The organism is Myxosarcina sp. GI1(2024) (assembly GCF_053543375.1).
The window spans coordinates 29,734-55,323 of sequence record NZ_JBKGTY010000013.1 but is presented as its reverse complement, the minus strand read 5'-3'; the positions used below and the strand labels follow the sequence as shown (position 1 = coordinate 55,323).

The window sequence follows — 25,590 nt, the reverse complement described above, 5'->3', positions numbered from 1 at the left end:
TACTAAATAAGAAAGATCGAGATAAAAAATGGTCTTTCTGAGATAACATTTCTTGGCGATCGATTTATTTGATAGGATCATTTAATTTTTCAATCCTAGCAGCTAACTCTGCCACAGTTGGAAATTCTAACAGGCTGCGTAACATTAAATTTACTTTTAGAGTATGATTGACTCGATAAACAACTTGTGTGGCTAAGAGTGAATTTCCTCCCAATTCAAAGAAGTTATCGTGAATTCCTACTCGTTCTAGCTCTAGCACTTGTTGCCAGATATTAGCTAGGATTTTTTCTGTGGGAATACGAGGCGCGATATAGCTTTTTCTTGTGATATTCTTAGTCCAATCTGGAACAGGTAATGCCTTGTAATCGCATTTGCCATTAGGAGTGAGAGGAAATATTTCTAATTCCATCCATGCAGAAGGAATCATATATTCTGGTAATTTTGGTTTAAGATATTTGCACAGTTGATTGATATCTAATTGTTCTCTAACAACGTAATAAGCAACTAATCTTTTTTCCCCAGTTATATCCTCATGAGGAATAACGACACAATCTTTAACTAAGGAGTGACTTGCTATAATCACCTTAATTTCTTCTAACTCGATGCGAAAGCCTCTGATTTTAACTTGATGGTCGATTCTGCCTAAATATTCAATTGCGCCATTAGTGTGATAACGAGCCAAATCGCCTGTTTTGTATAGTCGCGTTTCTTTCTTAAACGGATTGGCAATAAACTTTTCTTGAGTTAATTCGGGACGATTTAAATACCCTCTAGCCAAACCTACACCACCGATATATAACTCTCCAGGTACTCCAATCGGAACGGGCTGTAAATCTCTATTTAAGATATATATCTGTGTATTGGCGATAGGACGACCAATAGGAACTTTAGTTAAGTTACTATCTGGTTGACAATGCCAATAAGTGACATCGGTTGCTGCTTCTGTTGGTCCATAATGATTATACAGTTGAGCATCAAGCCGTTCAAAAAACTGTTGTTGTAGTTGGGCAGGTAACACCTCCCCACTAGCAATTACTCGCTTAATAGATTGACATTGTTCTACACTTTCTGCCTCCAAAAACATCTGCAACATTGACGGGACAAAATGTAAAGTCGTTACTTGCTGGTGCAAAATTAAATTGATTAGGTAATTAGGATCTTGATGTCTTTCTAGTTGAGCGACTACCAAACGCGCACCCGTCATCAATGTCCAGAATAATTCCCACACAGATACATCAGAACTGAAGGAAGTTTTTTGTAAAACAGTATCTGTGGTATTTAATTGGTAGGCATCTTGCATCCACAGTAAGCGATTTAAAATACCTTGATGGGTATTCATTGCACCTTTGGGCTTACCCGTAGAACCAGAGGTGTAGATAACATATGCCAGGTTATCGGTTGTGATATGGGACGCAAGATTTTCTATGGCGTTATCACTAATTTGTTCCCAGTCCGTATCGAGACAAACTACTTGTGCTTGGCAATCTGGTAGACTTTCTAACAAATGTCGTTGTATCAACAGAACTCCTGGTTGAGAGACTTCTAACATATAATTCAGGCGTTGTTGGGGATAGTTGGGGTCGATTGGCACATATGCCCCACCTGCTTTAAGGATGGCTAGCAGTCCGATAACCATTTCCACGGAGCGTTCGACACAAATTCCTACTAATACTTCTGGTTGGACTCCCAATGTTTGAAGATAATGCGCCAGTTGATTGGCTCTTTGGTTCAACTGTTGATAGGTTAGTGCTTCCTCTTCAAAAACGACTGCTACTGCATCAGGAGTTTTTTCTACTTGCAATTCAAATAATTGATGAATGTACTTATCTTGTGGGTATTCAACTTTTGTATCATTCCACTCAACTAACAACTGCTGTCGTTCAGGTTCAGTTAGTAATGACAAATCTGACAAACGCTGTTGTGGATTAGCAACAACCCTCTCTAACAAATTCCGATAATGTCCTATCATTCTAATGATAGTGCTAGTATCGAAAATATCAGTGCTATATTCTACTAATACTTTTAGTCCTCGATCTGTTTCTGATAGGTTATATCGCAACTCAAACCTTGTCGTATCTTTATTCAAAATAAAGCTACTAGTGGTTAAATTAGAAAGCTCTAATGGTTCTACTCGTGCTATTTGCAGATCGAATTTGACCTGAAATAGTGGTACCATTTCGCTGAGATCTCGCTCTGGGTTCAGAATCTCTACCAGCTGATAAAATGATAAGTCTTGATTCTCACGAGCCTCAAGATTTACTTGACGTACTCGACTTAGTAATTGGTCAAAAGTTGGATTTTCAGATAAGTCAGTACGTAGAACCAAAGTGTTAATTAGAAAACCAATTAATCCTTCTGTTTCTACTCGATTACGGTTAGCAATATCGCTTCCAACTACAACATCATCTTGATCGGTATACTTATATAGTAAAACTTTAAATACTGTTAGTAATAACGTAAATAAAGTAACACCTTCTTTTATACTTAAAGTTTTAAGGGAATCTAATAAAGTTTTAGTTAATTCAAAGGATTGTCTCGCTCCTCTATATGTTGCAATAGCTGGTCGAAGTCTATCGGTAGGAAGTTTTAAGATAGGAAGGTTAGCAAGCTGCTTCTTCCAGTAATTTGTCTGAACTTCCAATACTTTTCCTTGTAGATACTGTCGTTGCCAGACTGCCCAGTCTGCATATTGAATTGGTAATTTAGGCAGTGGTGTTTGCCTAGGTTTTTCGTAGGAGATAGATTGGTTTAAAAAAGCTTCATAAAGTACTTTCATTTCTCGAACAAATATACCCAAAGACCAACGATCGGATATAATGTGATGCATTGTTAATAACAACACATAATCTGTTTGTGTCAACTTGAAAAGAGTTATCCGCAATGGAGGTTTGGTAAGGTCAAATGGTTTTTGAGCTTCATTAATAGCCAATTTTTGAAGTTTCTTATCTCGGTCGGGAAAGTCTTGCAAGTCTTCGATGGATATTTTAAATGGCTGACTTGGAGCAATTACCTGAATTGGTAATCCCTCTGAATTAGTAGTAAAAGTTGTTCGTAAACTTTCATGTCTCCTGACAATTTCAGTAAATACTTTTTCTAATAACACTATATTCAGATTACCTTCAAAACGTAAAGCATTGATAAGATTATAGGCAAGGTTGTCAGGGTTTAACTGCTGGAAAAACCATAATCTTTGTTGAGCAAAAGATAAAAATATTCCAGAAAAATCCTTTCTTTTGGTAATTTCTACTTTAGATGTTTCTTGTATTTTTACCTTATTTAATCTTTTTTGCTTACGACGCTTTTCAAATATCATCCGCTGTTCTGGAGACAAGGCAGCTATTTGTTCGGAAAAATTATTCATGAGAATGTATCTACAACAACTAAAAATTAATTAAACAATTTGATTGATAACAACTAGCTCGAAAATGCTGCTTCTTTTTTTAGATTACACATATTTTTTAAGTCTTTAAGATGAGGTAAACTTGCCATTACAGCATCAAAATTATCATTAAAGTCAATTAAGCAAGCCACTTCATCGACACCAGCTTTTTTCAAACGCTCGACCATTTGCATACATGTTTTTTGGGATCCGATTAAGGTTCTCCCATTTAGCCAGCCTTCATAGGCAAACTGTAACAGACTATTGAGATCTGCTTCGGTAAATTTCTCTAAATCTACTTCGACTCCAGCATCTTTTGCTAAACTTTCCAATAAATTAATATGGGTTTTCAGATAGTTATAAAAGGGTTGTCTCGCTGCTTCTTTCGTCGCATCATAATTTTCTCCTACGAATGTGTGTATCATTATTGCTACTTTTCCTACTTTGGAATCGTAACCATTTTGTTCTAAAGATTTGCGGTACAGGGATATTTGTGGAGCAACTTCTTCTAGAGTTCCTCCCAGTAGAGAAGTCAGAACATTAGCACCAAGTTTACCAGCTTCGATATAGGTTGCTGAAGACTGACAGACAATCCAAGTTGGTAATTTCGATTGTATCGGTCGGGGAAAAGTTCTAATGTTAAAAGCTCTGCCAGTAGCATCTTTGAGTTCTATCTCTTGCCCTTGCCAAAGCTGTTGAACTTCCTCAATTCCCTGCCACATGGTTTCTTTGCGGTTGGCATGGCTTTGGCGAGAAAGTACAAAGTCATCTATCGTCCAACCTGATGCAAAAGCAAGACCTACTCTGCCATTAGAAAAATTGTCAACCATAGACCATTCTTCAGCTACTCGTGCGGGGTTATGAAGTGGCATCACAACACTACCAGCCCGTAGTTGAACTCGGTTGGTAATCATAGCCAATGCCATAGAAGTCAAGGATGGGTTGGGATAAAGTCCTCCAAACGGGTGAAAGTGTCTTTCTGGAGTCCAAATAGCTGAAAAATTATTTCGGTCGGCAAATTTGGCACTCTCTATCAATAAATTGTACTTATCTGCGTTGTTTCTCGAACCATTTCCTGAAAAATAAAATAGACTAAATTCCATGTCTTAACTCCATAATTTGTAAGGAAAAATCACTCAGTTTGCAATGTGATTTGAATAATTTATAAACAGTTAACACTACTAGCAAAATTCGGTAACTAATAAAATTATTTCAACTTGTAGTACCTTCTTGTAACGACTCAGAATCTGTTGCTAGTTCTTGTTGAATTTCTTCTGATGAGAGATTTCTAACTTCTTCTAATAAAGCAGCAGTTTCTTGCATTTCTTCATCTTCTTTATTTATTTGCTTGTTGGCAATTACGTTAGCAATTCCCGCTACAGTAGGAGCATCAAAAAGAATAGCTTGAAGAGGTAATTCTACTTCAAAAATCTTCCGCAAACGGGAGGTGACTTGAACAGCTAGCAAGGAGTGTCCTCCCAGTTCAAAGAAATTATCGTTAACACCAATCTGTTCGATACCAAGAATTTCTTGCCAGATTTCTGCTATTTTTTGTTCGATTTCGTTGCTAGGAGCTATGTAAGCTGTTTGTAAACTAGGTCGGGAATGGGACTTTAAAGAATCTGCTCGTACATCGAGATTAACTTGCTCTCGAACAAATTTATTTCTTAATGCTTGCACCAGCCTAGTTTGTAAATCTCCTGTCGAGACAACCACCTGTCCTATTGAACTCATAGATAAAACTAGCTTAAAGGATTTCCAAACTTCTTGAGGCGACATTGCCAATTCTGTTGATGAATTTTTTTTCTCCGAAGTCGAGTGGAAAGCTTGTCGATTGACAGTAAACCAAGGAAAAGAGCTGCTTTGGTTTCGTTGAAGAACAAAGGTATCGATAAAATGGTAGGCTGCTGAATAAGCAACTAGACCTAATCCTCCCAAAATCGTCGATAATGAGGATTGTACGAGACAAAAATCAATTTCTTTCCCTTGTAAAACTTTGTCTAATACTAATAGTTCCGATACTTTCGATCTAAATTGTAACTCACAGTCAGCTTGACATATATCTTGGGCTAAAATACCTGACTTAGCAGTAATTTCTGGTACAGAAAATACTCCATTAATTACACTAAAATGTTTATATGCTTGGTTTATTGCTGCCAACATTTTGTCTTCATTAGCTAAGTCAGCCCTAATTATCAGAAATTCTACACCTAATTTCTCTAAAGCTTGTATTTTTCTAATTCTAAAACTAACACTATCTTCTTCATCGTGATTTGTTAGCCATTGTTGCCATTCTTCCCTTTCAGGTAGATTGGAATTTCCGATTAAGACTAATTTAGCTTGTATTGATTGAACTAAATATTCGGCAAAAAGTAAACCTAGACCATCTATTAAATCTCCCGCTATTAAATATACCCCTTCTTGCCTTAATCTGGTTTTCTCTTGAATCGTTTCATCCAACTCAACGGCTTTAAATGTTTGCTTCCATCGATTACCTCCACGATAAGCAATAACTGAATTGTTTGGCGAAATTTTTGCTTCTGTTATCAATTTATTTACTAATTTATCTACTTGCTTTGTTTCTAATTGAGGAATGACAACATCAATAGCACGGCAAGTGAGATTGGGATACTCCTGGGAAATAACCTTACAGGATCCTAGTACAGGTGCTTTTTCTGGATAAATTTTTTCATTACCAACCACATCTTGCATATTGTTGGTGACGACCGCGATTTGAATAGGAGTAGTAATGTTGTGCTTTTGTATTGCTTGTGTCAGGAATAGCAGACTGTAGAATCCTAAAGGCTGATGATTCTCAAACTGCGAAATTTCTGAGGCTTTATTGCTCTGCTGTTGAGAATTTGATGTAATTCCCCACATATGAAAAATTCGGTCGGGAATTAAACTCTGTCGATCGAGTTCTTGGACCAAAGCATCATAGTCATCTTTATTTTCTGGATTAATAGCATATGCGCCTTGCCAAAATCCTTCTGTAGAACTCTCGTTCAGTCTAGTAAACTTTTTTCCTCGGGTTACAGTAATAAAATTTTGACCTTCTCGTTCTAATTGTTTGGCAATTTCAGAACCCAAACCACAACGATCGACAAAAATTAACCAGCAATATTTTTGCGTTGTCTCATTGTTAATATTTTCAAATGTTAGATCTCTTTCCCAAACAGGAAGATAAAACCAATCAGCAATATTTGGTTTTCTAGTTAATGGTTTTGAAGTCGTTTTAACTAGGGTATCTTCTGATTGTGGCTCAATCCAATAACGCTGGCGTTCAAAGGGATACGTAGGCAAAGGAATACGTTGTCGTTGTTCTTCTGCATAAAAACTGTCCCAATTTACTTGCGCTCCTACTAACCAAAGTCTCCCCAAAGTATTCAGTAAAAATACCACATCCGACTGTTCGTCTTTCGGATGGCGCATGGAACTTAAAATAATTGAATCTTTTGTCTGTTGTTTGGCAAGTGTATTTAAGGTTCTACCTGGACCTACTTCTAATAATACTCGTTCTGAATCTTCGATTAACTCAGCAATACCCGTATTAAAGCGCACTGTATGCCGTAAATGTTTTGTCCAATAGTCAGGAGCGGTTGCTTCAGATGTCGTAATCCAGGTTCCCGTAAGGTTAGAGATAAAAGGAAGTTCGGGAGGATTTAGATTAACTTTTTCAACTTCTTCCTTAAATACTTCCAAGATAGAATCCATCATCGCCGAATGAAAAGCATGGGAAGTATGCAAACGTCTGCAATTTACATCCGAACGTTCTAGTTCTTGTTGTAATTCCTCTATTGCCGATTCTGTACCCGATACGACGCAGTTTGTCGGTGCGTTAGTTACAGCTAGAGAAAGCTCCTCGTTTAGATAAGATTGTATTGCCTCTTCGGTAAGTGCGACGGAAAGCATCGCACCTTTTGGCAGTTGCTGCATCAGCCGTCCACGAATAGCCACTAGCTTTAAAGCATCTTCTAGTGAAAAAACACCAGCCAAGCAAGCAGCTACATATTCCCCGATGCTATGACCGATCGCTGCTACGGGAGATATACCCCATGAGATCCATAACTGAGCTAAAGCATATTCTATAGTAAACAGTGCAGGCTGAGTTATTTGAGTTTGTTGCAGTTGCTGTGTCGCAACTTCTGTATGTTCGTCATCGGGGTATAAAATGGTACGTAAGTCAAGCTCGAGATGAGGTTCAAGTATTTCACAGCACTCATCTATATGGTTTTTGAATGCTGATTCAGTGTCATATAATTCTTTACCCATATTGACGTACTGCGAACCTTGTCCAGGGAACATGAACGTAACCTGACGATTGCACGGTTCTTGAAAATGGGTAAATGTTCTCTGTGGGTCTAGATTTTCTAGGACTGAAATCGCATCTTCAGAATTCTGACATAAAAGCATTCGACGATGGTCAAAAGCTCGACGACCAACCTGTAGGGTATATGCAACATCAGCTAAATTTAAGTCTAAATGCTGCTTGAGATGAGTAACTAGATTTTTGGTCGCAGTTTCTAATGCCGACTCGGTTTTGGCAGAAAGCAATAATAACTGCCAGGGACGAGACGAACTAGAGGGTTGACTTAATGGAGCTTCTTCTAAAATTACGTGAGCATTGGTGCCACCAATGCCAAAAGAACTAACGCCAGCGCGACGAGGAGTGCCGTTTTTCTCCCACGGGGAAAGTTGAGTATTGACGTAGAAGGGACTGTTATCAAAGTCAATCTGAGGATTGGGCTGCTCAAAATGTAAGCTGGGCGGTATTTGTTGGTGTTTGAGGGCTAGGACTGTTTTGATTAGACCCGTAACACCAGCAGCGGTGTTCAAATGCCCAATATTCGTTTTTACTGAGCCAATAGCGCAAAAGCCTTTTTTATTTGTAATCGTACGGAACGCTTGTGTAAGAGCCGTGATTTCAATCGGGTCTCCTAAAGGGGTTCCTGTTCCATGTGTTTCGATGTAATTAATGGTTTCTGGTTCAACTTCAGCCAAAGCTAGTGCTTCTAAAATCACCTCTCTTTGACCATCAACACTGGGAGCCGTGTATCCAACCTTCAAAGAACCATCATTATTGATAGCTGAAGCTTTGATTACCGCATGAATACAGTCACCATCAGCAACAGCCTCCTCTAATCGCTTCAAGACCACAACGCCCAAACCGCTACCGAAAATAGTTCCTTGAGCTTGAGCATCAAAGGCACGGCAATGTCCGTCAGGAGAATTAATCCCTCCTTCAGTATACAAATAACCAGTTTTTTGTGGAACTTGTATCGAAACACCACCCGCAAGTGTAATATCGCTTTCCCCATTTAATAAACTTTGACAGGCTAAGTGGACTGCAACTAATGATGTAGAACATGTGGTCTGAACATTTACACTTGGTCCTTTAAGATTTAACTTATAAGAAATTTGTGTGGGTAAATGGTCTTTATCATTGCCAATAAAAATTGGGAAAGTATCGACCGATTTTATAAAATCATGATTAGGATATAAATTTGATAATAAATAATTACTGACAGAAGTACCAGCAAAAACACCTATTTGACCAGTGTAAGTCTCCGAATCATAACCAGCATTTTCTAGAGCTTCCCAAACGCATTCTATGAAAATACGGTGTTGCGGGTCTGTAATTTCTGCATCTCTGGGAGTGAAGCCAAAAAATGAAGCATCAAATAGCTCTATATCTTTTAATGTAGTACCTGCTTTTACATATTGAGGGTCGTTCAATAGTGGCGAATCTACTCCTGTAGATGCTAATTCTTCATCAGAAAAAAAGCGAACAGATTCTACTCCATTTTGTAGGTTTCGCCAAAAAATATCGATATCATTAGCATCGGGAAAACGACCTGCTATACCGATAATAGCAATTTCATCTTTGTCATTAAAGCTATTAATTAAACTATTTTCCTTTTCCATTTACAGTTCCTTTTTGTGAAGTTTGTTTGAGCTTTTCTAGTCTAGAATCAGCGCATTTGATAATATGACCGAATACCCTTTATTCTTTATTAAGACTTGGGTACTCGTGATGAAAACAAAGATTGGCGATTATTTCATTTCGCTCGTAATTACTTAAACATATAGCCTGTGCGTAAGTCCTGTTTATTTATGTTTTGCAGTTCGGAAATTTTGCCGAGCTTGTTTTCGTCGATTTATTGAAGCTGTGCGACTTTTGTTTTGACGAGTATTTTCTCGAACAAATTCTTGTTTATCTTGTGACTGAGTTAAATATTTGGCTAAATAGTTGATGGTTGGATATTGAAAAAGATCGACTAATGAAAGTTGCTGAAATATTTTTTGCAACTTACTATAAACTTGAACCAAAAGCAATGAATGACCACCTAGTTCAAAGAAATTATCATGAATACCAATTTCTTCAAGACGAAGAAATTCCTGCCAAATATTGGCGATAGTTTTTTCTACCTCAGTTTGAGGTGGTAGATAAACCGCTTCCAGTTCGGGGCGTACTTGTTTGGGTATTGGTAGTGCTTTGCGGTCAACTTTGCCATTAGGTGTTAATGGTAGTACCTTTAATGTGACCAAAGCATTTGGAATCATGTAATTTGGTAACTTCGACGCTAAAAACTCCCGTAGTTCGGTAATTGTTAGTGCTTGCTCTTTTTGAGAAACTACATAAGTAACCAAACGCTTAGAATCAGTACTAGCTTCTTCCCTGACTAATACCACAGCTTCTCGCACTGCTGGATGTTGACTGATAAATGCTTCAATTTCTCCCAGTTCAATGCGAAATCCGCGAATCTTCACTTGATAGTCAATACGTCCGACAAATTCAATATTGCCATCTGGCAGCCAGCGGGCTAAATCTCCCGTTCGATATAATCTTTGAGCTTCTGCTGTGTTATTTTTCCCATTATTAAACGGATTGGGAATGAACTTTTCTTGAGTTAGCTCTGGCATATTTAAATATCCTTGTGCTAGTCCATCTCCCCCTACATATAGCTCGCCCGTGACCCCTGGCGGAAGAAGACTACCATGTTTGTCCAAGATATAAATTTGCGTGTTGTCAATCGGTTTTCCAATTGGAATTGTATTTTTCTGCAAATATTCTTGCAAATCTGGTGCTGAATCTTCCTTCAAACGCAAATGTATTGCTTCTTTATGAACTACAGCAACTTCTGTATCACCAGAACTAATTCTTGGTATGCTTTTTGCTTCAATTTGATTGGCAAGTCTTAGTTGATCCTCTAAAACACTTTGTAGATCCGTAGTAGTTGTATTGGGGTTGGACAAAACAGTCCGAAATACAACTATTTCTTGTTCGTAGTTCTTGTCAACAATAGTAGTCTTTGATACAAAGGTCAGTCCTTCTTCAAATTGTTCTTTTTGTATCTGAGTATTGAGTTGATTTATTCTTTGGATATCATTCTCACTCAAGGATTTTTGTCGTGTTTTTGCTCTTAAATCTTCAGGAATATATCGATAATTGACAATATTCAACGCTGGTTTCATTAAAAGCTCAAATGGTTCTAATAGCTCAATAAGCCTGGAAAAATATTGGGCTTTTTCTATACTATTATCTATTAGAATTTCATATCCTCTTTTACCGATAATATGAAGTGCCCCGTGTAAGCATAACGAAAGCGCCGAGCGCGAACCCTCAATCGTGAATCGTCCTACATCAAATGTATCCTTCTGAGCTTGGTAACGGGCTGTGGTGGCGACAAAATTTAGCATCTGCGGATCTTTAAACAGACAAACACTGATCCCCTGAGGTAGGTATAGCTGTTTATGACCACAAATAGTTATCGAATCAGCTTTGTCGATCCCTTTCAATTTTCCTTTATGTTTGTCGGAAAACATAGTTGCACCACCCCAAGCACCATCGACATGAAAATGAATACCGAATTCCTGCGCGATATCCCCCATTTCAGATAAAGGATCGATTTCACCAGTTTCGGTTGTTCCAGCAATGCCCACAAGACTAAGGATGTATAGCTTGTTTTTCCTACATTCGCAGATTTTTTCTTTGAGTAGATCGAGATCTAACTTATCGTCATCAGCACTGTCAATAAAAACAATGTTATTTGTACCCAGACCTAACATTGAAGCTGCTTTATTAAAGGAATAATGCATTAGCCGAGAGCCGATGATAACGATATCGTCATATCCCTTCTTACTCAGAATCTTGTAAAGGCTTTCTTTTGATAATTCCCAAGAATTTTCTTTACTTAACAATCCTGAATTTCGCGCACATAGCAGCGCACTAATGTTTGCCGTTGTACCGCCAGTTGTTACGATACCCAGATTGCGATTTTTCTGCTGAATATTCTCCGCATAAAATTCGCTCTTAAATCCATATACCAGACGATGCAACATAGCGAGCGCTTCTCGTTCCAAAAATATCAAAGACTTTGAAGTCTCGATTTTGACTAGATTTTGGTTCAAGCGCGAGATCATCTTGCTCATATCGTGCATAAAATCGGGCAGAGCAGATGTCATATGCCCAATATATGTAGGAGAACCAGTATCAACAGCATATGGAAGTACCTCTTGATTAAACCGATCGTAGTAATCGTCAACTGTTAGCGGATGTAAAGGTAACTCACTCCGTTGGAATTTTGTAGCTAGCATTTCTGAACTTACACCTGGCTTGGTAAAAAGTTTCTGGTGAACTTCAGGAACATCCTCTTCAGAAGCATCACGAACAACTTCTGGTTTAAAGTATTGCAGTATTCTTTGGCGTGTTTCCCAAAAGTTAACCTCAAAACAGGTAACATCAGCAGCAACTTCTGAAGAGCCATAGAGATTGAACAATCTGGCAGAACTCAATTTCTGGTGAAATTCCTCAGCTAATGATAATAGCAGGGCTTCACCACTACAAAAGACGTATTTAAGACCTCGAAGTTGTGACAGTTGTTGGGGCGCACTGTCGAGCATTGCTTTTAGTAATGATGGAACCAAAACAATTCTGGTTATTCCTTTATCACTTAACAAGCTCATTAACTGGGGAATGTCGCTCCGTATATCGTCAGGAACGATTACCAGAGGAACGCCTTTTAACAATGGAGAAAATATTTCTGCAATATGATCGACAAAGTTGATTGATGTTTTCTGAACGGCAACTTCATCCGCAGCAAATGGTAGCGTTGACCAGATCCAATTCAGGCGATTGATAATGCCGCGAATTTTGCCGAGAACGGCTTTTGGTCTTCCAGTAGAACCCGATGTATAGATGGCATATGCTAAATCGTCTAATGTTGTTTGACAATCTAAATTAGCAACGCTTTGTTTGGCAATGGTATCTTTATCCAGACAGACGATATGAGCCTCTTGAACAGAAAGCTTTTCGGTCAGAGACTGCTGAGTTATCAAGATACGTACATTAGAATCTGACAGCATAAACGTCAGTCGTTCTTGTGGATAGTTTGGATCTAACGGTACATATACGCCATTGGTTTTAAGAACAGCTAGCAAGCTCAACACTTGCTCCATAGATGGTTCGATACAGATTCCTACTAGCACTCCCGATCCAACTTCGAGTGATTGTAAATAATGTGCCAGTTGATTGGCTCTCGCATTTAATTGTGCATAGGTTAGCTGCTCATTTTTAAAACCTACTGCAATAGCATCTGGTGTTTTTTCTACCTGAGCTTCAAATAGTTTGTGGATACACTGGTCTTGAGGGTAATCAATTTTTGTATCATTCCACTCGACTAACAACTGCTGCTGTTCGGATTCGTTCAATAATGGTAAATCTGATAAATGCTGCTGTGGATTAGCCACAATTGCTTCGAGCAATGTCTCTAGATGTCCGACCATCCGCGCGATAGTTGCTCGCTCGAACAAATCCGTATTGTATTCAAAATTGCCTTTTAACCCAGACTCGGTTTCGCTCATGTACAAGCTCAGATCGAACTTGGCAGTTTCACTCTCACTCTTTACTGGTGTCAAAGTCAATCCAGGTAACTCTAACTCGGACATGGGAGCGTTTTGAAGTATAAACATCACCTGGAACAGTGGTGTATGACTTAAATCCCGCTCTGGCTGTAGTTGTTCGACGAGCAATTCAAAAGGCAAATCTTGATGGGCATATGCTCCTAGTGTAGTTTCTCTCACTCGCTGGAGTAGTTCGATAAAACTAGGATTTCCAGCTAAGTTAGTTCGCAACACCAGAGTGTTAACGAAAAATCCAATCAAGCCTTCTATTTCAGCTCGATTACGATTGGCAATGGGGGAACCGACGACGATATCTGATTGAGCGGTATAACGCCATAGCAGTGTTTGGAATCCTGCCAACAGAGTCATAAATAAAGTACTTCCTTGCTGCTGGCTTAATTTATTTAATGCCGTGGATAATTCTGGAGATAAGTTAAACGAGTATTTAGCACCCCTAAAGGTTTGCACTGCTGGTCGAGGGTGGTCTGTCGGTAGTTCTAGAACTTTTGGCGCGTTTTCTAACTGTTTGAGCCAATAAGCTTTTTGAGTTTCGAGTACTTCTCCTTGTAGCCATTGTCGCTGCCAGGCGGCAAAGTCTACATACTGTATTGGTAGTTCTGATAGTGGTGAGGGTTGTCCTTGACTGAAGGCTCGATAGAGACTGGCTAGTTCTCTTACTAAGACACCTATTGACCAACCATCGGAGATAATGTGATGCATACTCAGTAGTACGATATGCTCTTGAGCCTCTAGTCGGAGAAATTTGATTCTGATTAATCGCTCGCTGCTGATGTCAAATGGATGTCGTGCTTCAGTTTCAATCTGCTGTTGGATTTGTGTTGGTTTTTCTGATGCTGCTAAACTACTTAGGTCGATTAAGGGAATGGTGAAAGTCTCAACTGAGTCAATAACCGCTCTTGCTTCTCCTTCAGTAGTTTGGAAGCTAGTTCGCAGTGTTTCATGGCGAGCAACGATACGATTGAAGCTTTGCTCTAGTGCGTTTAGGTTGAGTTGTCCTTGGAGGCGTACCGCAGCAGGTCTATTATAGAATGGGCTATCTGGCTCTAGTTGAGCTAAAAACCACAGTCTCTGCTGAGCAAAAGATAAAGGCAGTTTTTCTGTCCGTGAAATTGGCTCGATCTTTGTTACTTTAATGCCTGAATCGCTTTTAATCGCTTGTTCAATTTCTTGGGCTAGCCCTGCGATAGTAGGGCGTTCAAATAAACTGCGTAATGGCAGTTCTGTTTCAAATACTTGTCGAATTTGAGATATGACGCGAGTGGCAATCAGGGAATGTCCTCCTAACTCAAAGAAATTATGATTAATGCCTACTTTTTCTAGATTAAGGATTTCTGCCCAAATGCCCGCTAGCAAATTCTCAATTGGTGTCGATGCAGGAACAAAATCAGCTTCAGTTCTCAATATACTTGGTGCAGGTAGTGCTTTGCGGTCAACTTTACCATTGGGAGTCAGCGGTAATGTTTCTAAGGTGACAAAAGCTGCTGGCACCATGTAGCTGGGTAACTTAGACTCTAAAAAGCTACGCAGTTCAGAAATGGTCGGTGTTTGTTCATTTTGAGCTACTACATAGGCTACTAAATTTCTAGAATCTGCTGATTCTTCTTGAACTACCACTACAGTTTCTCGTACTGCTGGATGTCGAGCGATCGCTGCTTCAATTTCACCTAGTTCAATCCGAAAACCACGTAACTTGACTTGGTTATCAATCCGTCCAATTAATTCAATGTTACCGTCAGGTAAGTAGCGAGCTAAATCACCTGTTTTGTAAAGGCGTTGACCAAAATCGATCTCTTCTGTATCTACAAAGGGATTAGAAATAAATTTTTCATTTGTAAGGTCAGCTTGATTTAAGTAACATCTAGCTACACCTGCACCTCCAATGTGTAATTCTCCAGGTACGCCAATAGGAACTGGTTGTAGAAAAGAATCCAGAATATAAATTTGAGTATTAGCAATTGGGCGACCCAAAGGAACAGTCCCCGAACAATTAATAGTTTGATCGAGCTTAATTGGATAAGTTAGTACACCTACAGTAGCTTCTGTTGGTCCGTAGTGGTTAAAAATAGAGCATTTAGGAGCTAACTTCTGTATTTGTTCGATCAATTTCCAAGGGCATGCTTCACCACCAAGAATTAGTCGCCTTTTAGGTAAGATTTTTTCGGCATGAGAAGATGTTAATAAGGCACTTAGGTGAGAAGGGACAATCTTTAGACAGTCTATGGAATGACGATGAAAATAGTCTGCTAAAATCTCAGGGTCGGAAGCATATTCTGATGACACAACATGGAGGCATCCACCATTACATAGAGAAGGAAAGATAACAGTATTGCCCAAGTCAGCAGCAAATGTAGAAACTATAGCAAATCTAGTAGATACTGAAAGGTTCAATCTGTCTTCAATAGCATTTATATAATTGAAAAGTTGTTGATGCTCTACAGCAACTCCTTTAGGTTTGCCTGTAGAACCAGAAGTGTAAATTATGTAAGCAAGGTTATCTATTTTGAGATTGAATGTAGGATTTGCTACGCTTTCTAAGGCGATTTTCTCCCAGTCACTATCGATGCAAATTACTCGAATTTTGTGGTTTGGTAGATTTTCTAACAAGTTTTTTTGTGTTAGCAATATGCCTGGTTGCGAGTCTTCTAACATATAACTCAAGCGTTCTTGAGGATAGCTAGGCTCTAAAGGTACATATGCGCTACCTAACTTAAGAATTGCTAATAGTCCGATAACCATCTCCATTGAGCGCTCGACACAAATTCCGACTCTAATCTTTGATTTGACTCCTAATTGTTGAAGATAATGTGCTAGTTGATTGGCTCTAGCATTTAATTTTGAGTAAGTTAGTGCTTCTTCTTCAAAGACCACTGCTATTGCATCGGGGGTTTTTTCTACTTGTGCTTCAAATAGTTGATGGATGCACTGGTCTTGAGGATATTCTGCATCTGTATCATTCCACTCGACTAATAACTGTTGTTGCTCTGATTCAGTTAATAATGATAACTCGGATAAACGCTGTTGGGGATTTGCTACAATTGCTTCGAGTAAATTTCGATAATGTTCTACCATGCGAGCAATAGTACTATTATCGAAAATATCAATACTATATTCTACTAATCCTGATATTCCTTTGTCGCTTTCCGATAGGTTAAAACGCAGCTCATACTTTGCGGTACCGTTATCAAAGCTTAAGGGACTCACAGTTAAATCTGAAAACTCTACTGGTTCGACATGTGCTAGTTGCAAATCGAATTTGACCTGAAATAGTGGTACCAATTCACTAAGGTCTCGCTCTGGTTTCAAAATATCTACCAGCTTATCGAATGGCAAATCTTGATGTTCATAAGCCTTGAGAGTGGTTTCACGTACTCGATTTAGCAACTGAGTAAAAGTAGGATTTCCAGATAAATCAGTATGAAGTACAAAAGTGTTAACTAAAAAACCAATTAATCCTTCAGTTTCAACTCGATTGCGGTTAGCAATACTGGTTCCAACTACAAGATCGTCTTGGTTAGTGTACTTATGTAGTAAAACTTTAAATGCAGTTAATAATAAGGTAAATAAAGTCACCCCTTTATTTACACTTAAACTTTTAAGGGCATCTGAGAGAGTCTTAGATAATTCAAAAGACTGTTTGGCTCCTCTATAGGTTGCAATAGCTGGTCGAGGTCGGTCGGTAGGAAGTTTTAAAATAGGAAGATTAGCAAGCTGGTTTTTCCAATAATTGGTCTGAACTTCCAATACTTTTCCTTGTAGATACTGTCGTTGCCAGACTGCCCAGTCTGCATATTGAATTGGTAGTTCGGGAAGTGATGTTTGCCTAGATTTTTCGTAAAAGCCAGATTGCTTTGAGAGAGCCTCGTAAAGGACTTTCATTTCTCGAACAAATATACCCAAAGACCAACGGTCAGATATAATGTGATGCATTGTTAATAACAGCACACGATCTGTTTCTGCCAACTTTAAAAGAGTTATTCTTAATAATGGTTTAGTAAGGTCAAAAGGTTTTTGAGCTTCTTCAATAGCCAACCTTTGAACCTCTTTCTCTTGTTCGGGAACGCCTTGCAAATCTTCGATTAATATTTTAAATGGCTGACTTGGAGCAATTATCTGAATCGGTAGTCCCTGCGAATTGGTAGTAAAAGTTGTTCGTAAACTTTCATGTCTCCTGACAATTTCAGTAAATACCTTTTCTAACAGTGCTATGTTTATTTGACCTTCAAGACGCAAAGCATTGAAAACATTGTATGCACTGTTGTCGGGGTTCAATTGCTGAAAAAACCATAGTCTTTGTTGGGCAAAAGATAAAGGTAGTTCGGAATAATCTTGTCTTTTGGTAATTTTTATTTCAGATATTTCTTGGGTTCTTACTTTACTCACTCTGTTTTGCTTACGACGCTTCTCAAATATCATCCGTTGCTCTGGAGACAAAGCAGCTATCTGTTCGGAAAAATTATCCATGAGAATATATCTACAACGACTAAAATTTAAAATTAAACAATTCGATCGATCGCAACTAAGTGCCTAAACATAATTAATTACACATTGGGATTTCCCGTTTCCCCTTCTCCTTTTACCTTTTCCCGATCTCAAACGGGAATTTAATTTTGTGCAACTACTTAGCTCGAAAATGCTGCTTCTTTTTTTAGATTACACATATTTTTTAAGTCTTTAAGATGAGGTAAACTTGCCATTACAGCATCAAAATTATCATTAAAGTCAATTAAGCAAGCCACTTCATCGACACCAGCTTTTTTCAAACGCTCGACCATTTGCATACATGTTTTTTGGGATCCGATTAAGGTTCTCCCATTTAGCCAGCCTTCATAGGCAAACTGTAACAGACTATTGAGATCTGCTTCGGTAAATTTCTCTAAATCTACTTCGACTCCAGCATCTTTTGCTAAACTTTCCAATAAATTAATATGGGTTTTCAGATAGTTATAAAAGGGTTGTCTCGCTGCTTCTTTCGTCGCATCATAATTTTCTCCTACGAATGTGTGTATCATTATTGCTACTTTTCCTACTTTGGAATCGTAACCATTTTGTTCTAAAGATTTGCGGTACAGGGATATTTGTGGAGCAACTTCTTCTAGAGTTCCTCCCAGTAGAGAAGTCAGAACATTAGCACCAAGTTTACCAGCTTCGATATAGGTTGCTGAAGACTGACAGACAATCCAAGTTGGTAATTTCGATTGTATCGGTCGGGGAAAAGTTCTAATGTTAAAAGCTCTGCCAGTAGCATCTTTGAGTTCTATCTCTTGCCCTTGCCAAAGCTGTTGAACTTCCTCAATTCCCTGCCACATGGTTTCTTTGCGGTTGGCATGGCTTTGGCGAGAAAGTACAAAGTCATCTATCGTCCAACCTGATGCAAAAGCAAGACCTACTCTGCCATTAGAAAAATTGTCAACCATAGACCATTCTTCAGCTACTCGTGCGGGGTTATGAAGTGGCATCACAACACTACCAGCCCGTAGTTGAACTCGGTTGGTAATCATAGCCAATGCCATAGAAGTCAAGGATGGGTTGGGATAAAGTCCTCCAAACGGGTGAAAGTGTCTTTCTGGAGTCCAAATAGCTGAAAAATTATTTCGGTCGGCAAATTTGGCACTCTCTATCAATAAATTGTACTTATCTGCGTTGTTTCTCGAACCATTTCCTGAAAAATAAAATAGACTAAATTCCATGTCTTAACTCCATAATTTGTAAGGAAAAATCACTCAGTTTGCAATGTGATTTGAATAATTTATAAACAGTTAACACTACTAGCAAAATTCGGTAACTAATAAAATTATTTCAACTTGTAGTACCTTCTTGTAACGACTCAGAATCTGTTGCTAGTTCTTGTTGAATTTCTTCTGATGAGAGATTTCTAACTTCTTCTAATAAAGCAGCAGTTTCTTGCATTTCTTCATCTTCTTTATTTATTTGCTTGTTGGCAATTACGTTAGCAATTCCCGCTACAGTAGGAGCATCAAAAAGAATAGCTTGAAGAGGTAATTCTACTTCAAAAATCTTCCGCAAACGGGAGGTGACTTGAACAGCTAGCAAGGAGTGTCCTCCCAGTTCAAAGAAATTATCGTTAACACCAATCTGTTCGATACCAAGAATTTCTTGCCAGATTTCTGCTATTTTTTGTTCGATTTCGTTGCTAGGAGCTATGTAAGCTGTTTGTAAATTCGGTCTGGAGTGTTGCGAAAGTAAATCTTTTTGAGAATTATTGCTCTCGTGTGAAGGCGTGCGCTCGAGCCAGGTGCTAATTCTAGCTTGTAAATCTCCTGGCGAAATGATAAATTGATTTGCTGAAGCTGTTGCTAAAACACGCTGACATACGTCCCATACCTCATTGGGAGTCATTGCTAAGCTAGCTATTATTTTTCCGAGCGCATTCTTCTCTGTTTCTTCTTGCTGGTATCTTACCGCATCCCAGTTGATACCAAACCATGGAACATTACTTTTTTGATTTATCTTAACAAGAAAGCGATCGATAAACAGATTAGCTGCTGAATAAGCAACCAGACCAAGACCTCCTACAATAGATGAAAAAGAAGACTGCAATAGACAAAAATCTAATTTCTTGTCTTGTAAAAGTTTTTCTAGTACATAAAGTCCATAAACTTTGGAGTTAAATTGATACTCGCTCTCTTCTCGACCAATTTCTTGAATTGAGAAACTCGACTTTTCATCACTCATAGGTGTGATATAAAATACCCCGTCAATCCTATCAAAAGATTTGTAAGCTCGATCGAGTCCTGTCTGCATTTGTTCGAGATTTGCAGGGTCAGCTTCAATCATGAGTAACTCGCTGCCTGACTCTTCTATGGCAAGCAGCTTCTTGATATACTGACTGACAGTATCTTGTTCGGCATGATTTGTTAGCCATTGAGACCATTCAGACCGTTGAGGAAGCCCTGTATTGCCAATAAAAATGAGCTTGGCTTGTAATGACTGAGCTAAGTGTTCTGCAAAAACTAAACCGAGACTACTGATCAAATTTCCTGCAATTAAATAAATTCCTTCTTTTTTAAGTCTAGTTGCTTCTTCAACTGGTTTTAATTGCTTTGGCTCAGTGGTTTGTACCCATCGACGACTACCACGATAGGCAACAACTAAGTCAGATGGCTGAGTTGTTAGCTCTGCCATTATTTGATCGATCGCTTGTGTTTCCAGAGAATTCTTTGATTGAGAAACAATGATATCAATGTTTCGGCAAGTAAGATTAGGATACTCTTGGGGAATTACTTTACACGTTCCTAAAACTGTTCCTTTTTCGGGAATTAATTCTTCTTCTCCATTTGCATCGTGAACGTTGTTGGTAACGACTATTAGTTCCAGAGGGTTGGTGATATTTCGTTTGGATAATGCTTTAGCGATGAATAGCGTACTGTAAAAGCCAGTATTTTGATACTGTTTGAAGTTTGATATTACCGATTGTATCTCTTCAGAATCAGTATTTTGATTTAAGGCTTGGATATGGGTTGTAACACTCCAAAAATGGGCAATAGTTTGTGGTACTTTATCTATTTCGCTTAATGTTTGAAATAAAAGATGATAGTCATCTTCTCGTTCTGGAGCGATCGCATAAGCGCGATCGCTCAATTGGATAAATTTCTCTCCCGCAGTTACGGTAATAACTTCCCGACCTTTTTGTTCTAATTGTCGAGCAATTTGTAACCCAACATCACATGAATCTACAAAAACTAGATAACACAGTTGCGACTCTTCTGTTTTGTTTGCTTCAAAGGGTTCGAGTAAGTTAATTTGCTTCCAGCTAGGAAGATAAAACCAATCAGCAATATTTGGTTTTCTAGTTAATGGTTTTGAAGTCGTTTTAACTAGGGTATCTTCTGATTGTGGCTCAATCCAATAACGCTGGCGTTCAAAGGGATACGTAGGCAAAGGAATACGTTGTCGTTGTTCTTCTGCATAAAAACTGTCCCAATTTACTTGCGCTCCTACTAACCAAAGTCTCCCCAAAGTATTCAGTAAAAATACCACATCCGACTGTTCGTCTTTCGGATGGCGCATGGAACTTAAAATAATTGAATCTTTTGTCTGTTGTTTGGCAAGTGTATTTAAGGTTCTACCTGGACCTACTTCTAATAATACTCGTTCTGAATCTTCGATTAACTCAGCAATACCCGTATTAAAGCGCACTGTATGCCGTAAATGTTTTGTCCAATAGTCAGGAGCGGTTGCTTCAGATGTCGTAATCCAGGTTCCCGTAAGGTTAGAGATAAAAGGAAGTTCGGGAGGATTTAGATTAACTTTTTCAACTTCTTCCTTAAATACTTCCAAGATAGAATCCATCATCGCCGAATGAAAAGCATGGGAAGTATGCAAACGTCTGCAATTTACATCCGAACGTTCTAGTTCTTGTTGTAATTCCTCTATTGCCGATTCTGTACCCGATACGACGCAGTTTGTCGGTGCGTTAGTTACAGCTAGAGAAAGCTCCTCGTTTAGATAAGATTGTATTGCCTCTTCGGTAAGTGCGACGGAAAGCATCGCACCTTTTGGCAGTTGCTGCATCAGCCGTCCACGAATAGCCACTAGCTTTAAAGCATCTTCTAGTGAAAAAACACCAGCCAAGCAAGCAGCTACATATTCCCCGATGCTATGACCGATCGCTGCTACGGGAGATATACCCCATGAGATCCATAACTGAGCTAAAGCATATTCTATAGTAAACAGTGCAGGCTGAGTTATTTGAGTTTGTTGCAGTTGCTGTGTCGCAACTTCTGTATGTTCGTCATCGGGGTATAAAATGGTACGTAAGTCAAGCTCGAGATGAGGTTCAAGTATTTCACAGCACTCATCTATATGGTTTTTGAATGCTGATTCAGTGTCATATAATTCTTTACCCATATTGACGTACTGCGAACCTTGTCCAGGGAACATGAACGTAACCTGACGATTGCACGGTTCTTGAAAATGGGTAAATGTTCTCTGTGGGTCTAGATTTTCTAGGACTGAAATCGCATCTTCAGAATTCTGACATAAAAGCATTCGACGATGGTCAAAAGCTCGACGACCAACCTGTAGGGTATATGCAACATCAGCTAAATTTAAGTCTAAATGCTGCTTGAGATGAGTAACTAGATTTTTGGTCGCAGTTTCTAATGCCGACTCGGTTTTGGCAGAAAGCAATAATAACTGCCAGGGACGAGACGAACTAGAGGGTTGACTTAATGGAGCTTCTTCTAAAATTACGTGAGCATTGGTGCCACCAATGCCAAAAGAACTAACGCCAGCGCGACGAGGAGTGCCGTTTTTCTCCCACGGGGAAAGTTGAGTATTGACGTAGAAGGGACTGTTATCAAAGTCAATCTGAGGATTGGGCTGCTCAAAATGTAAGCTGGGCGGTATTTGTTGGTGTTTGAGGGCTAGGACTGTTTTGATTAGACCCGTAACACCAGCAGCGGTGTTCAAATGCCCAATATTCGTTTTTACTGAGCCAATAGCGTAGTAATTTTTGTTTTGCGAATCTGCATTAAAAGCTTGAGTTAGTGCTGCGATTTCAATAGGATCACCCAAAGAAGTTCCCGTTCCATGGGCTTCAATATATGAGATTGTCTCTGGGTCAACTTCAGCGAGCGTTTGAGCATTTTTAATTACTTTTGCTTGAGTATCGATACGGGGTGCTGTGTAGCTGACTTTTAGAGCGCCATCATTATTAATAGCCGACCCCTTGATAACAGCATGAATGGTATCGCCATCGGCGATCGCCTCTTCTAATCGCTTCAACACAACAATACCTACGCCATTGCCACCGACAGTTCCCTGTGCCTTAGCATCAAAGGCACGGCAGTGTCCATCGGGCGATAAAATTGCTCCTTCTTTATATAAATATCCTGCTTTCTCTGAGGAGGAACTGACTGAAACACCGCCAGCTAGAGCAATATCGCATTCACCACCCAACAAACTTCTACACGCTAAATGAACTGCAACCAAGGAAGTCGAGCAAGCGGTTTGAATTCCAACAGACGGTCCTTCAATGTCTAATTTGTAAGAAACCCGCGTGGTTAAAAAATCTTTATCACTTGCAATAAAAAGTTGATAATCATCAACAGAGTTTCTAATGCCTCGATTAGAGTACAGATTGTACATATAACTGTTCATACCTGCTCCAGCATAGACCCCAATCAAGCCTTTGTACTGCTCAGGATCGTAACCCGAATTTTCTAAGGCTGACCAAGCACACTCCAAGAAAAGGCGTTGTTGAGGATCGAGAGTTTCTGCTTCCCTGGGATTAAAACCAAAGAATGAAGCATCAAATAATTCTACGTTTTCCAATATAGCCCCTGCTTTTACATAATTAGGATTATTGAGGGTATCAATATCTATTCCTGAAGATTTGAGTTCTTCATCTGTAAAGGACGTTATTGACTCTACACCATCTTGCAAGTTGCGCCAAAACTCCTCAATATTTTTGGCACCAGGAAAACGCCCTACCATGCCAATAATGGCTATTTCTAAACCAGTTCGCTCGAAAGATACTGAATCATTCATTTTATTTAACTCTCTTGCTCATTTTTAAAAATTGTTTGATTCGAGCTTTGCCATCATTTAGCTGTTGAGTTCGTGCTTCAGCTCGCTCGGAATAAGATGATTTATTGTTATTTGCTCGATTGATAAACTCAGCTAAAGAACTGATAGTTGGATATCTAAATAGATCTAGTACTGATAAGTTTGTTTGAAATATTTCATGTAGTTGGCTATGAACCCGAACTAACAATAATGAATGTGCGCCAAGCTCAAAGAAGTTATCATGAATGCCAACCTTTTCTAGCTTAAGAACTTGCTGCCAAATATTGGCAATAGATTTTTCTAGATTGCTGCTTGGTTTAATATAAGCTGTCTCAAGCTTTAAATAAGAACCGTCTGGTGCGGGTAGAGCTTTACGGTCAACTTTACCATTAGGTGTTAATGGTAGCGTCATCATTGGTATAAAAACAGAAGGTATCATATAGTTAGGTAGTTTTTCTGATAACAAGCTCCTCAATTCGCTAGCTTTAGGAGTTGATTCCTGTTCAGAAACTACATAGGCTATTAATCTTTTCTCTTCAGGTATATCTTCTCTAACCACAACCACAGATTCCCGAACGGCTGAGTGTTGAGTTATTTGTGCTTCAATTTCTCCCAGTTCGATGCGGAATCCTCTGACTTTTACTTGGTTATCAATGCGACCAATGTATTCTATTTCTCCACTGGGTAAATAGCGTGCCAAGTCTCCTGTCTTATACAACCTTTTTCCTGGTAAGTCAGCGAAGGGGTTGGGAATAAATTTATCGGCGGTAATTTTAGGTCGATTGAGATAACCACGAGCCAAACCTGAACCATTAATATACAACATCCCTGCTACACCTACAGGAACTGGCTGTATATTTCGGTCTAGTAAATAAATTTGGGTATTGTCAATTGGACTACCAATGGGTGGTTTGTTGTTATCACCCTTTTGTATCCAGGAATAAGTTGAATAAGTCGTATCTTCAGAAGGACCATACAGATTAAATACCTGTTGAATGTTATCTTGCTGGTAAAGTTGTTGTACCAGATGATTTTGAAGCGGTTCTCCTGCTATATTTACCGTTTTGACTGAAATGGGAATACTGTCATTTTCAAGTAACTGGGAAATGATACTAGGAACAGTATTAATTAAAGTTACTTCTGAAGTCGTTGGCAAAGTCGGTAAGAGAAGAGCATTTTCAATTAAAATGGCTTTGCCTCCACAACTTAGAGGTACAAACAGCTCAAAAACTGAGAGATCAAAGCAAATCGAAGTGGATGCCAAAACTCCTGCCTTTGCTTCAATGTTGAAGGTTTTGTTTGCCCAATTCAACATTGCTACAGTGCTAGCGTGTTTAATCATTACACCTTTGGGTTTGCCAGTAGAACCAGAGGTATAGATAACGTAAGCAAGGTTGTCAGGAGTGACTTGAGAAAATAAATTATTCTGGCTTGGTTGAGAAATCTTCTGCCAATCACTATCTAAACAAACTACTTGAGCTTGATGTTGCGGTATTTCCGCCACTAATGAAGTTAGAGTCAGTAATACTGAGGCTTGAGTTTGTTCTAAGATAAATGCAGTGCGTTCTGCGGGATAACTAGGATCTAAAGGAATATAAGCACCACCTGCTTTGAGAATGGCTAGCAGTCCGATGACCATCTCAAAAGAGCGTTCGACACAAATTCCGACCTTAACTTCTGGTTTGACTCCTAACTGCTGAAGATAATGTGCCAGTTGATTGGCTCTCGCATTTAATTGTGCATAGGTTAGCTGCTCA

At 39.0% G+C, this 25,590-nt stretch carries 7 protein-coding genes; all 7 read right to left on the bottom strand.

Annotated elements, in window-relative coordinates; translation table 11 throughout:
- Positions 1–64: 64 nt before the first annotated feature.
- A complete protein-coding gene (locus ACLFKQ_RS27715; protein WP_449002874.1) occupies positions 65–3,361 on the bottom strand; it encodes a non-ribosomal peptide synthetase in 3,297 nt (1,098 codons plus the stop codon).
- Positions 3,362–3,414: 53 nt separating this feature from the next.
- Complete coding sequence (locus ACLFKQ_RS27710; RefSeq protein WP_449002871.1) at positions 3,415–4,482, bottom strand: LLM class flavin-dependent oxidoreductase; 1,068 nt, start codon at positions 4,480–4,482, stop codon at positions 3,415–3,417.
- Between the two features lie 109 nt (positions 4,483–4,591).
- Positions 4,592–9,304, bottom strand: a complete 4,713-nt coding sequence (locus tag ACLFKQ_RS27705) for a beta-ketoacyl synthase N-terminal-like domain-containing protein (RefSeq protein WP_449002873.1) — start codon at positions 9,302–9,304, stop codon at positions 4,592–4,594.
- 183 nt (positions 9,305–9,487) lie between these two features.
- Positions 9,488–17,764, bottom strand: coding sequence for an amino acid adenylation domain-containing protein (locus ACLFKQ_RS27700; protein ID WP_449002872.1), 8,277 nt, complete (start codon positions 17,762–17,764; stop codon positions 9,488–9,490).
- A 158-nt stretch (positions 17,765–17,922) separates the two neighbouring features.
- Positions 17,923–18,990 (bottom strand): LLM class flavin-dependent oxidoreductase, encoded by a 1,068-nt coding sequence (locus ACLFKQ_RS27695; protein WP_449002871.1) that lies wholly within the window; start codon positions 18,988–18,990, stop codon positions 17,923–17,925.
- A 109-nt stretch (positions 18,991–19,099) separates the two neighbouring features.
- Positions 19,100–23,815: a beta-ketoacyl synthase N-terminal-like domain-containing protein gene (locus ACLFKQ_RS27690; protein WP_449002870.1), complete on the bottom strand. Its 4,716-nt coding sequence runs from the start codon at positions 23,813–23,815 to the stop codon at positions 19,100–19,102.
- 1 nt (position 23,816) lies between these two features.
- A partial coding sequence (locus ACLFKQ_RS27685; RefSeq protein WP_449002869.1) for a non-ribosomal peptide synthetase occupies positions 23,817–25,590 on the bottom strand: 1,774 nt, incomplete at its 5' end.